Source organism: Flavobacterium plantiphilum (genome assembly GCF_046000495.1).
GTDB lineage: Bacteria > Bacteroidota > Bacteroidia > Flavobacteriales > Flavobacteriaceae > Flavobacterium > Flavobacterium plantiphilum.
The window spans coordinates 25,343-38,660 of the sequence record NZ_JBELQA010000006.1; the positions used below are offsets into that span (position 1 = coordinate 25,343).

Annotated in this window: 7 protein-coding genes; all 7 read right to left on the minus strand. The window is 35.7% G+C overall.

Annotation, left to right across the window (positions count from 1 at the left end; all coding sequences use genetic code 11):
- Positions 1 to 8: 8 nt before the first annotated feature.
- The 7 genes from ABS764_RS11095 to ABS764_RS11125 all read right to left on the minus strand — a co-directional run bounded on the left by ABS764_RS11095 (position 9) and on the right by ABS764_RS11125 (position 13,197).
- Positions 9 to 1,565 (minus strand): glycoside hydrolase family 43 protein, encoded by a 1,557-nt coding sequence (locus ABS764_RS11095; protein WP_408081868.1) that lies wholly within the window; start codon positions 1,563 to 1,565, stop codon positions 9 to 11.
- Between the two features lie 29 nt (positions 1,566 to 1,594).
- A complete protein-coding gene (locus ABS764_RS11100) occupies positions 1,595 to 2,554 on the minus strand; it encodes a glycoside hydrolase family 43 protein (protein WP_408081869.1) in 960 nt (319 codons plus the stop codon).
- 65 nt (positions 2,555 to 2,619) lie between these two features.
- A complete protein-coding gene (locus ABS764_RS11105) occupies positions 2,620 to 4,557 on the minus strand; it encodes a glycoside hydrolase family 97 protein (protein WP_408081870.1) in 1,938 nt (645 codons plus the stop codon).
- Between the two features lie 4 nt (positions 4,558 to 4,561).
- Positions 4,562 to 5,398 (minus strand): sialate O-acetylesterase, encoded by an 837-nt coding sequence (locus ABS764_RS11110; protein WP_408081871.1) that lies wholly within the window; start codon positions 5,396 to 5,398, stop codon positions 4,562 to 4,564.
- Between the two features lie 33 nt (positions 5,399 to 5,431).
- Positions 5,432 to 7,891, minus strand: a complete 2,460-nt coding sequence (locus ABS764_RS11115) for a glycoside hydrolase family 95 protein (RefSeq protein WP_408081872.1) — start codon at positions 7,889 to 7,891, stop codon at positions 5,432 to 5,434.
- A gap of 251 nt (positions 7,892 to 8,142) precedes the next feature.
- A complete protein-coding gene (locus ABS764_RS11120) occupies positions 8,143 to 10,089 on the minus strand; it encodes a RagB/SusD family nutrient uptake outer membrane protein (RefSeq protein ID WP_408081873.1) in 1,947 nt (648 codons plus the stop codon).
- Between the two features lie 12 nt (positions 10,090 to 10,101).
- The gene (locus ABS764_RS11125; RefSeq protein WP_408081874.1) at positions 10,102 to 13,197 is read right to left on the minus strand and encodes a SusC/RagA family TonB-linked outer membrane protein; all 3,096 of its coding nucleotides are present in this window, start codon (positions 13,195 to 13,197) and stop codon (positions 10,102 to 10,104) included.
- Positions 13,198 to 13,318 lie beyond the last annotated feature (121 nt).

Genomic DNA, 13,318 nt, shown 5'->3' on the forward strand with positions numbered 1-13,318 from the left:
TAAATCAACTATTTAATTCTAAACCAATCAAAATCAACATATCCTCCTGGATTTTTAGTTGCATAATTAAATAAGCCAAAACGATACCCCATGAAATGCGGAAGTGTATAAGGTAGGTTTATCGTGTTTCCAATAGGAGTCCATTTTTTTCCGTCAAGACTGTAATAAAACCGTCCTTTATCTGCTCTGTTTTTAAAATCACATGCTGCTTTAAAATATACTTTGTCCTGATTTAAAGGAACACTTTCGATTTCTTTTGGAATGTCTTGTGCGGCATCAATCATTACAATTTTTTTAGAACCATTTTCAATTTTGACAGCAATCAAACCATATTGTTTTTGTAACAAAGAAAGTCCGGCAAGATCTCCTTCTTTCATTTTAGAAACATCAACAAGTGTCGTTGCGGAACTTTCTGGTCCAAAAGTTCTTTGAGTTAAGGTATTTTTGGCTTGAATAAAACTGCTATCAATTCTTGCGGTTTTTAATCTTAGATAGCCTTTTCGCTCTGTAACCGACCAAAGTGAATTATCCGGATTATGGTTCCATTGCCAAACCAAAGGCAAAGCTGCATCTCCTTTTTTACGGTTAAATTCATCAGAATTTACAATTCCAGGAATTAATCCTTTGCTAGGTGGTAAATCTAAATATTCAGGAACTTTACCATTAGTTCCCAAAATAGGCCAACCATTTTCCCATTGTACAGGAACTAAATAAGGAATACGACCAACGCCTCCATTATCTTTAAATAAATACGAAAACCATCTGCCATCTGGAGTATCAATAAGTCCGCCTTGTGCCACACCCTGATCTTGTAATCCCACTTTACCTTCCCAAGGACCATTGATGTTATCGGCACGATGGATAACTACAGTTCGCATTCCGCCACGCGGCCAACAAATATTAAATAAATAGTACTTTCCGTTTATTTTAAAAAGTTGAGAACCTTCAGAATTTAGCATAATGTTATTTCCAGCAGCTGCACTGGCATTTTCAATCAAGACTCTTTTTGTTTCTTCTTTTACACTTGAAAGGTCTTTGTTTAGCTCTATAATTTCAAGTTTTCCTGCTCCCCAAACCAGATACACTTTCCCATCATCATCAAAAAGAATAGAATGATCGTGATAAGAACTATTTAAAACTATTTCTTTCCAAGGTCCTTTTTCAATATCTTTTGTTGAAAAAATATAGGTTCTGCCTGTTGTTCCTGAAAAAGTACTGACATAATACATTCCGTTTTGGTAACGCAAACAACTAGCCCAAGAACCTCTGCCATAATCATTTTTACCATTATCTAAATTGAGTCTATCGTTATTATCTTCTAATGTTTCATAAGCATAATTAACCAATTTCCAATTGACTAAATCAGTCGATTTCATAATGGGTACTCCAGGATTCACGTGCATTGTGGTACTGCTCATATAATAAGTATCTCCTACTCTTATCATAGACATATCCGGAACATCAGCATAAATCAATGGATTTTGTGCTTTTTTTTCTTGTGCAAAAGCGACCATTTGAATAATTATAAGCAAACATGAGAAGATAAACCTGTTCTTATGTATCATTGGATAAAAGATTTAAATTGAATTAATTATTACTCGATTTTTTTAACGCCGTCAGTAGTTTGTATTACTTTTTGAATCGTTCCGTCCTCATTATAATACATATAATCTACACAAACAGAGCGTCTGTAACTACCTCCAGTTGGTAAAGTTCCGTTGTGGTAAAAGAAATACGATTTTCCTTTATAGTAAATGATACCTGGATGAGTAGTAAAACTATTAGGTACATTTTCCTGAATAATTCCTTGATACGTCCAAGGTCCTGCAATACTTGTTGCGGTACAATATTCTATCATTTCTGGTTTTGTACCAGCACTAGCATATACTAAATAATACAGCCCTTTTCTTTTGTAAACCCAAGGTCCTTCTATATAATTTTTTGGTTTGAAAGTAGTAATGGAACCGTCTATTTCAGTCATATTCTCTTTCAATTTCACCCACTTACAACTTCCGTTACCCCAAAACATGTAGGCCTGCCCGTCATCATCCACAAATACGGTAGGATCAATATCATCCCATGCGTGAGGTAAATCTTTAGTCATTTCGTTAATAACAAGTGCTTTTCCGATGGCATCTTTGAAAGGCCCTGTAGGCGTATCTGAGACCGCAACTCCTATGGCAGCTCCACCGCCACTAACATCATCTTTTTCGTGAAAGGTAGAGACAAACCAGTAAAATTTACCATTTCGCTCGATACATTGAGCGGCATAAGCATCTCCTGTAGCCCAAGAAAAAGTACTTGGAGAAAGCGGTGCTCCGTGATCTTTCCACGTGGCCATATCAGTTGTTGAAAATACGTGCCAATCGGCCATTTTATAATTGGTATCTGCTTCTGTTGCCACATCATGACCAGTATATAGAAACAAAGTATCGTTATGTACAATCGGAGAAGGGTCTGCAGTAAAAATGTGTTTTATAATTGGATTTTGAGCTGTCATTTCAATCATTGGCAAACAACAAAATGCCAATACAATCTTAGTTTTCAATTTCATATTTATAGTTATTTTAGGTTGGTTATAATAGTTATTACCTAATGGTTTATATTTTATCGCTAATCTTAATTTCGAATTGGATTTAAAGACACTACAAAACCTCCTCTTCTGAGTAGTTTTACTTCAATTGCACTTGTTTTATCTACTACCATTACTTGTGAATTAAAATCCTTATCGTGCTTACCATCAGTAATGATAACGGCGCGATAACTCATCCCTTCTTTCAAAAAATTCAACTTGATTTTCTTTGTTTTTTCCTGACGCTCAGAAGCACTAATTCCACCAATGTACCAAGTATCCCCTTTTTGTCGTGCCATAGTAACTTCTTGCCCCGGATAACCATCAATAAGTTTGGTGTTATCCCAAACTGTAGGCACTTCCTTCAAAAAAGTTTTGGCTTCATCCGGAAGTTCATAATAGCCTTCTGGTCTGTCTGCCAAATGTTGCAAAGGAGACTCAAAAATTACGGAAAGCGCCAATTCATGTCCATAAGAAGTATGATGCGGAAATTGGGAATTTGTAAATGTAACAGGCGTATAATCCATTGCTCCGACAACATTCCTTGTAAACGGCAAAATAGTATTATGCTCTGGCGCTGTAACACTGAATTCAGAGCCGTTATTATACCATTCGGCTCCACGTACAGCTTCGTAAGTCATCAAATTAGGGTAGGTTCGAGACCAACCACGAGGTACGATACATCCGTGAAAATAGACCATCATTTCAAATTGGGCAGCATCTTCCAAAATATCAAGATAGTATTGTATCATATTTTGTTTTTCACTTTCAAAAAAATCTATTTTGACACCAGCAACACCTAATTTTTTCAATTTTGTAAATTCTTCCACTCGATTTTCATGGGTAAGCATACGATTTTTTGGAGTAGAAGAAACCCAAGTGTGATCTCCTCCGGAATTATACCACATCAAGGGTTTTATACCTTTAGAATGGATGTATTTCAAGGCATCTTCAAGATTCCCGCCATTTGTCATTCCATCCCATTCCCAATCTAAAAGCGTATAAGGCCAATCCATTTTTACGGCTAAATCAGTAAAATCGCAAACAATTTTATAATCTTTGGTGCCGTGGTTACTCGACCAATAATTCCAGGATACTTTTCCTGGTTTTACCCAATCCGAATTTTTAAAATTTGTGGGAGTTGATACATCTTCAACTAAAGTGCTTTCTACAATATCGGCTAAACTACCAATAGTAATTACCCTCCAAGGCGATTGCCATGGAAGCGAAATATTCGGTTTTGATTCACCAGTTCCTCTACCATCTCTGGGATCAGGAAAAGTAAGTTTATATGTATTTACATCCTGCATATTACTTAATTTTGTTCCACAATAATTGCGGTCTAAATCAGCTTCGTGGAGCAAATACCAACACGATTTGTCAACGGAATTGAATAAGGCAGGATAGCACCACTCTTGTTGCAGCAATTTATCTTCACTAGAAGCAGCATACAAACCTTCATTGGCAGGATTCCATTTTTCTAACCATCGCATACTTTTATTTGGAATTTCATACGCGGTAAATTCATCTTTTAAACTATAAGTTCCTTTTTTTTCAGGAAATTCATATCTAAAAGTAATTCCGTCATTATAAGCTCTAATGATAAGGTTTAACTTAGCTTTGCTAGGATTTTCAAATGAGACCACCACTTCGTTGGCTTCATTATCACGCACTGCCTTTTTGCCGAAAGGAAGTTCATAGTGCTCCTTTATCATTTTTGATTTACTTGCCTTTAAAAAAAGAAGTTCTTTCGAAAAATCCTGATCATTTCGAGATAATCCAAGATGTACTTTTGGAAGAATTTCAGATGTATTTTTATCTGTATTGTAGGATACTTTTAAATACCATTCGCCTCTATTACCAGCATTCATAGAGAACAATTCCACCCTGTTTTTTTTATTTGGGGATTGTAATTTTAATTGCTGGGAAAAAGTTGGAAGTATTCCAAACAAAAATCCAATAAATACATATATTCTGAATTTCATATTCTTATTTAATTTTCATTAATTCAAGCATTTTTGCTGCATATCGTTTCCCTAATATTCTATACCCTTCGGCTGTAAAATGAAGATTATCTTTAGCATCAGGAATACCACTTGACGAAATCACATACGAATTTGAAATTACCTCTGGCAAAGTCGCAATGATATTATTCATACTCGCGCAAATCCCTTCTTGATTCGCATGAACCACTTCTCCGGCTAGTAAAGGAGTAGATTCCGCTTTAAGATTTAGGTCTTTCAATAAATTATCATACACTAATTTTACCTTTTTTGGCCAAAGCACATCACCCGTATTTGATTCTCCCTGATGCAATAATATTCCTTTTATTACACCTGTTTTTTGAGCAATTTTAGCCATTTCTACTAATCTGGCATAAGGATTTCCATCATACTGTGACACCGTGTTTTTTAACCAATCTGGCGATGTACTTACATAGGATTCATAATTATCTTTGTCAAAAAGTTCAATTTTACAGCCACCAACAGCTACATTGATAACACCTACTGTTACATCATCAGGCAAATTAGCGATCATTTCTCTTCCAAAATAATCAGATGGAGTCAATCCTGTAGTACAACGACTTAAAGGCGGAACTGCAGTGTACCACTCCCCCTTTTTTCTTTTCAAATTATCACAATTGACTGCTTCTAAAACTTTAAATCTTTTATCAACTACAGTATCTTGTGGTTCAAACTTAGCATTACCTTCCATATTAGATTGCCCAAAACACAGATAAACATAAAATTTAGGATTTTGTCCAAATGTATTTGATACACAAAATAATACTGCTACTAGAAACAAGCCGTTTAATTTATTTTTCATATTATTCTATTTTTAGATTTTGTATATAATAATTTATTTAGTTTCGAATGTGTACGTTTTTCCTTTCACGGTATTTATATCGACCAAAATTGTTGGTCTTAATTCCAATGCTTTAATGTTAGATTCTTTAGATATAATGGGCTCTGCCGTTTCATTTACAAAATAAAAAGGATTTGGATTTTCCCCTTTTGCAATTACCAAATCAGCTCCTGACTTTTCTTTCATAGTATTTGGTAAACGTAATCTTAAATTTCCTCCTAAAGCTGATTTCACTGCTATATTAATAAGTTTACCGGCTTTCCATTCCATACTGACAATCTCAAAACCACCTCTGACGCGTATTCCACTAATGCTTCCATTTTTCCATACATCGGGTAATGCAGGAAGCAAGTGAATGGCACCATCGGAACTTTGAACCAGCATTTCAGTAATTCCAGACGTACACCCAAAGTTTCCATCAATTTGAAAAGGTGGATGTGCGTCAAATAAATTATTGTAAGTTCCGCCGCCTCCTTTGTTTACCCCTAAAGGAGTGAGTTGATTTTTAATCAATGAATAAGCGTGGTTACCATCTTGTAATTTTGCCCACCAATTTATTTTCCATCCCATACTCCAACCTGTAGATACATCGCCACGTTGCAATAATGTATTTTTAGAAGCCGCAAATAATTCCGGCGTTTTGTATGCTGATATTTGATTGGATGGAAATAATCCATATAAATGAGACACATGGCGGTGATTGTCTTTTGGATCATCAATATCATCCAGCCATTCTTGAAGTTGGTTATATTTTCCAATGTGCATTGGTGCCAATTGGCTACGCATTTGCTTTAAAGTATCAATCAAAGTAACGTCTTCATTTAAAATTTGTGCAGCACGAATGGTTGTATTAAAAACATCACTTACAATCTGAGTATCCATTGTGGTTCCGGCATCAAGAGAAGAACCATTATGAGCTTGCGGAGCATTCTCCGGGGAATTCCCAGGATTGACTACCAACCAATTGTATTTAGGATGTTTTACCAAAAAATCGACATAAAACAAAGCAGCGCCTTTAAGTGCAGGATATATGGATGCCAAAAATTCTTTGTCTCCTGTGTAAAGATAATGTTCCCATAAATGCTGACTGGTCCATCCGCCACCCGCAGTCCATAATCCCCAAAAAGCACCATCAACAGCACCCGTTGCACGCCAAATATCGGTATTGTGGTGTGCCATCCAACCTCTCGCACCATACATTCTTTTAGCTGTCTCTTTTCCAGTTTCAGATAAATCTTTAACCATTTGTAAAAAAGGAGCATGCAATTCGGAAAGATTTGTTTTCTCGGCTGGCCAATAATTCATTTCGGCATTGATATTAATCGTGTATTTACTGTCCCAAGCCGGATTAAGACTGTTATTCCAAATTCCCTGTAAGTTCGCTGGTTGTCCTCCTGGTTGAGAAGACGAAATCAATAAATAGCGACCATACTGATAATATAGTGCTACAAATTGTGGATCATTGGTATTTCTAAAATTTTTCAAACGCTCATCTGTTGGCAAATTGGCTTCTTGAGTTGTACCTAAATCCAATTTTACCCGATTGAAATATTTTTGATATCCAACAATATGTGCTTTTTTAAGAGATTCATACGATTTCCCAGAAGCCTTATTCAAATAGTCCAAAGCGCGTTGGTTTTCATTGCCACTGACGTCCTGATAATTATTAAAATTAGTCGCTATTGATATGAATAATATTGCTGAGTTTGCCCCTTTTACTGTAAGCGAATTTTCGGTTTGCTCTAGTTTTCCTTTATTTAATTGAATACGAGTGATGCCTTTAAACTTAATTAAACTTGCCACGCCTTCATGGTCACTAGTAGAACCTGAAATTTCTAAATCTTTAGAATTGCTTACTTTAAAATTTTTGATTTTATGAGGCGAAGTATAATCGGCAGTAAATGAAATACTCCCTTTTTTACTTGCCGTAAGATGAATAACAATAACTCTATCTGCAAAAGATACAAAAGCCTCTCTGGTATAGGTTATACCATAAACAACATAAGTAGTTTTTGTTATTGCTTTTTCTATATCTAATTCCCTTCTATAATTAGAACAGTTTTCCTGTCCTTCAAAAGTCAAATTCAAATTCCCCACGGTTTGAAACGTTTGACCATGGGACTTTTTAGAAATAAAAGCTTCGTTAGCTAATTTTTCCGCTTCTTTGTGTTTGCCTTCAAAAATTAATTTCTGAATTTTTGGTAATGCAGCAAAAGCAGCTGGATTATCATTTCTGTTAGGTCCTCCACTCCAAACGGTATTTTCATTCAACTGAATAATTTCATGAGCAACATTCCCATAAACCATAGCTCCCAAAAATCCATTACCAATCGGCAAAGCATTTTCCCAAGTACTAGCTGATGGTTGGTTGTACCAAAGCTTAAGACTATTGTTCTCTTGTGCATAATCTAAACATTGTACTAAAAGCAAAGCTATAATGAATATTTTTCTCATAAAATACTAATGTATTTAGTTAAATATTATATGTGTATGTATTACATTTAAAAAAAAGCCTAAAAAAATTCATAGATATTTTTTCTATGAATTTTTTAAATTATAATCTAACAAAAATTAAAAGCCGAGAGTAACCAGCTCTCGACTTAAAAACCAAAAAATACTAATTAAAACACACATTGTTTTTAAAATATTAATACCAATTGAAATAACAGATTCTTTTCATATTGGTACTAATAAATTGTCTAATATTAGTTGTAACCTGGATTCTGATATGCTGCTTTTTCAGTATCACTCATCTCCATTAAATCTATCTGACCCTGAGGAATTGGACGCAAATAGTGATAGGGTTCAATAGTTCTGGTAACAATCTGTGGCGTATGCTGACCATAATTTGAACCACCTATTGAGTAGGTACCAGCAAGCTCATTCCATTTTTGAGTTCTTACTAAATCATACCAGCGGTATCCTTCACCGTAATATTCACGGGAACGTTCAGCCAGAATATAATTTATAGTAATTACAGCAGGAGTTGCACTTGTCAATACGGCACTATTATCTGCATTTTTAACCATATTACCATTATTGTCCCAACGCCATTTTCCTGCACGAGCACGAATTACATTTATAAGATTTCTAGCAGTCATAGAACCTGTCGCCCCTTTTACTGCTGCTTCAGCTGCAACAAAATAAAGTTCTGAGAATTTAGCTATTGGGAAAGGTCTCGTACTTCCGGCATTAGGCTGACCTAAGCCTCCATCATTATCTGTACGGTATGGTCCTAATTTCCACAATCCCGGATATACAATTCTGCTTATTCCTTGTGGAGAAATTACATAGTCAGCTCTTCCTGGCAAAGTTCCGGCACCTACACCATTATCACCTGCTCCTGAAGGATAAGTAATTGATGTAGCAGGCTCATTATTAAGAAAACTTACAATTGCATCACCCGGATTTACCGGTAATGAATTTGCATTGTAAAGTGTAGTCACATCGGTCAGCCCTGTACCTTTTAGATTCCAGTTTCCACGGTAAACAGTTGTAAACGTCCCATCATATCTGGAATCATTTGTTTTGTCAGCAAAAGTATTAGTAAAAACTTCGATAGGTGGTGCCATTCTTGTCCATGGACGTCCTAAAAACTGATCAGCTGCACGCTGTACTGTAGAAACAGATGCCCCTGCACCATTTTTACTTCTTATCGCTGTATAATTCCATGTCCCCATCCATCCGGCAAAATTATCAGGTGAACCACCACTTCCATAAGTAAGGCTGGCACCATTATAATACTCACTCTCTTCAGTATGATCTGCATACAACATCATTTCCTTATTGCGATCATTAACACCTAAATTAACATCATAATAGTAATCTAATAATCCGTAAGACCCAGGATTGTTAATTCCTTCTAAAGCAATATCATAAGCTTTTTGAAAATACCATTGTGCATTGTGTCCATCCGGATCTGTTCTTGGCGTTTCAGGATAAGTTGGAATATTATTTGGATTTTCTAACCACCAGGCATACGTTAAATATGCTTTTGCTAAATACAAACGAGCTAATGTTTTAGTTGCCGTTCCTGTTAATCTTGGAACATCAGGCAATTCATTCACAGCCGTTACCAAATCCGGAAAAATGGCTTTAGTATAGACTTCTGTTACTGTATTTCGTTTAGAAGATCTTGATGGTTTATTGTTAAATTTAAGTTCACCTGCTCCCAAATCTAAAGGTACACCACCAAAATTCTGTACCAGTAGAAAATAATCAAAAGCTCTGAAAAACCTGGATTCGGCAATTAAGCTGCTTGCCACTCCCACTTCCGCTCCATTTTCAATAATACCGCTGGCAGTATTAATATCATTGTAAGAATTGTTCCAGACTACGTCAGCCCTGCTCGAATTAGGATTAATAACTCCTACTCCTGACAAATCATGATCCTTAAAATTTCCGTCAGCACTCTGTGCATAAGTATGTTCATCTGTACCGGTTTGAACAGAATTGTAATAATAAGCCTGACCGTATATCCAGCGTAAATGAGCATAGTGCGAAGTTAACCCTTGTATTACACCCTGTTCTGTTTTAAAATAGCCCGGTTCATAAAAGTCATGTGGTTTTTCTTCTAAAATATCAGAGCAGCCTGCAAAGGAGAACAAAACTACTGATCCTATAATTAATTTTTTAAAAATATATCGTTTCATGGTTGTTCCTTATTAAAATGTTAAATTAAGTCCGATTAAATAATTTCTGGTTGAAGGAGTGTTCGTTCCAATAACCAAAAACCTTCGCTGGTATGAGTTTACTGCCTGATTTTCATCTCCAAATGAATTAGTTTCTGGATCCATTCCGGATTGTTTATGATAAGGAGAGAACAGTACAAAAGGATTTTGCGCTGTAAAATAAAGTCTTAATTTTTCAATACCTAAATCTTTCATGAATTGCTGATCTAATGTATATCCTAATGTTAATGCTCTGATTTTTACATAAGACGCATCAAAATATCCCATTGCTGACATATATTTAGGATTATCACCACTTCTGATTCCTCTTGGATTAGGAAATTCGGCATCTCTGTTATCCGGTGTCCAGTAATCTACGTCAACATTGCTTCTTCTTCCATTAAGTAAATTAAGGTAACTTGCTCCACCATAAAGGGTACTGATTAATACTCCGCCGCTTTTAAATGCCCCAACAGCAGAAAAATCGAAACCTTTGTAGCTTAAATTGGTATTAAATCCTCCCTGAAAATCCGGGTCAGTATCTATAATTTGTCTGTCACTTGCATTAATAGCACGTGTAGGAGAACCATCCGCATTATAATCTCCCGTATATTTAACTTTGATAGATCCTACAACTGTTCCCTGATCATTTATTCCTGTTGGACCAGGTTCTAATATTGACATATAAGGATCACCTTCCTGCCAGATACCCACTTTTTCATAATCATATATAGAATTAATATTATGACCTACAAACCAGGAATTCCCTTCATCTCTGGTAGCTCCTGATGCCAGTTTGACTAGCTTATTATTATTAGCATATAAATTCAAACCAACAGACCAGCTCAAACCTTCCGGATTATCGATAATGACTCCGTTTAATGCTATTTCGAAACCATTATTTTCAGTCTCTCCAACATTTGCAACATAACTTCCCACTCCCGATGTTGCTGGGAGATTTACTCTTTGCAGAATATCTTTTGTATTGGTCCTGTAATATTCAATCGTACCGGATAAACGATTATTAAAGAATCCGAAGTCCAGTCCATAATTCCATGTTGTAGAAAATTCCCATCCTAAATTTGGATTTGGCAATTCAGTAACATATACACCCGTTGAATTGGTGTTGCCAAAATTATAAGGCCTTGTACTCAAAGCACCTAAAGTAGCATATGGATTAACAGCCTGATTAGAAGTCTCACCGTATCCTGCACGGAATTTTAATAAATTAACCCATGAAAGATTTTTCATAAAAGATTCATTAGAAACGGTCCATCCTGCAGAAACAGCCGGATAAGTTACCCATTTATTTCCTTTAGCCAATCGCGATGAGCCATCTGAACGAACAGTTGCTGAAATGAAGTATTTATTATCATAGGAATACATCGCTCTTGCCATATATGAACTCAATCCCCATTGCGTATAATCCTGATCTGCTGGATTTATAACTGCTTCTTCTTCACTTTGTCCTAAGTTATAAAATTGAAATGCATCAGAAGTAATTCCGTTTCTTGTTATACGGGAAGTATTGCCTGTAAACTGTTCATTCGAATATAATCCTACAAAATTTACAGTGTGCTTGTCAGCAAAAGTTTTATCATAAGTTAACAGGTTTTCAATTAGCCATTGAGTTGACATAGTATTGCTGATTGAAGCATTTGAAATCGTTGCTGGATTAACATCAAACACACCCTGACCTTCGTAATAACCGCTGTTAGAGGTACGAAAGTTTAATCCGGCATTCATACGATATTTTAACCCTTCAACTCCTGGAATCTTAACCTCACCAAATATATTGTTATAAGAACTAAAAGCCCGTGTTTGATTCACATAGGAATCTCCTAAACCTTCAATTGTATTTCTTGTATATACCCAATTTTCGTCAGCTCCCATTCTAACTGTTCTTTTTAGTGATCCGTCTGTATTATATGGATTAGCTAAAGGTGAAGTACCTAAGATAGTTCCAGTACCAATATTATCTCCATTTGTAATAGCATAATTACTATTAGTATTAAATCCAATATGTATAGATTTCCCAAGTTGCTGATCTAAACCTGCTCTTAATGTAAAACGTTCGTATTTTTGACCCGGTAATACAGACTGTTCTTTATAATATCCTAAACCTGCATTGTATGTGCCATTTTCACTGCCTCCTGAAACGCTAACATCATGACTACTCATCTCACCCGATCCATATAATAAATCCTGCCAGTCAATATTGGTATCCCTTGTTTCGTCTACACCATCAGTATATAAAGTCGAATAATCACGGAGTGCTGCAAACTTAGCACCGTCCATCATATCATATTTTCCAAAAACCTGCTTGATACCAGTGAAACCATTATAAGTAAAGGTAGCTTTCTGATTTTTACGTCCTTTATTAGTTGTAACTAATATTACCCCATTCGCTCCTCTTGACCCATAAATGGCAGTAGCTGAAGCATCTTTCAATATATCAACAGATTTAACATCAACCGGATTAATATCTCCAATCTGCCCTGCAAAAGGAACTCCGTCAAGGACTACTAAGGGATCATTACTGCCCGTAAGTGATCTGGTTCCACGAATACGGATTTGCATAGCCGCCCCTGGTTTAGAGGAAGTCTGTGTGAGCTCTACCCCCGGTAATCTACCTTGTAATGCTTGTGTTATGTTGGCAGATTGTACTTCATTAAGTTCTTTTCCTCCTATAGAAGCAACAGATCCTGTTACCGCTTCTTTCCTTTGCGTTCCGTATCCAATAACCACTACTTCTTTCAAAGCATTCGAATTTTCCTCTAAAACAACATTGATTTTAGTTTGTCCTTTTACAGTTACCTCTTTAGTATCTAAACCCACAAAACTAAAGACAAGAATGCCATTAGAAGGTACATCTTTAATCGAATAGGCACCATCAAAATTTGTCATTACTCCTGTACTCGTCCCTTTGATTAAAACATTTGCCCCCGGAATGGGACCATTTGCATCAGAGACAACTCCAGAAACTGTTGATTGAGCATTCGCTCCAACAGAAAACAAAAACATCAAAACAAGAAACCCCAAATGTTTCATATGCTTTGATTCACTTTTAATAATAAAAAAGTTCGTCATAAAAATAATTTAGTTGGTTAATTAATAAAGTATTAAACACTGTTTTATCTATTTCATATTTTTCTTAATAAAAGAATAAAAATCTTACATAATAAAACTCTACAGCATTTTAACATTACAA

Coding starts and splice junctions, on each gene's coding strand:
- ABS764_RS11095 (WP_408081868.1), bottom strand. CDS start 1,565: ATGATACATAAGAACAGGTTTATCTTCTCATGTTTGCTTATAATTATT.
- ABS764_RS11120 (WP_408081873.1), bottom strand. CDS start 10,089: ATGAAACGATATATTTTTAAAAAATTAATTATAGGATCAGTAGTTTTG.
- ABS764_RS11125 (WP_408081874.1), bottom strand. CDS start 13,197: ATGACGAACTTTTTTATTATTAAAAGTGAATCAAAGCATATGAAACAT.
- ABS764_RS11115 (WP_408081872.1), bottom strand. CDS start 7,891: ATGAGAAAAATATTCATTATAGCTTTGCTTTTAGTACAATGTTTAGAT.
- ABS764_RS11105 (WP_408081870.1), bottom strand. CDS start 4,557: ATGAAATTCAGAATATATGTATTTATTGGATTTTTGTTTGGAATACTT.
- ABS764_RS11100 (WP_408081869.1), bottom strand. CDS start 2,554: ATGAAATTGAAAACTAAGATTGTATTGGCATTTTGTTGTTTGCCAATG.
- ABS764_RS11110 (WP_408081871.1), bottom strand. CDS start 5,398: ATGAAAAATAAATTAAACGGCTTGTTTCTAGTAGCAGTATTATTTTGT.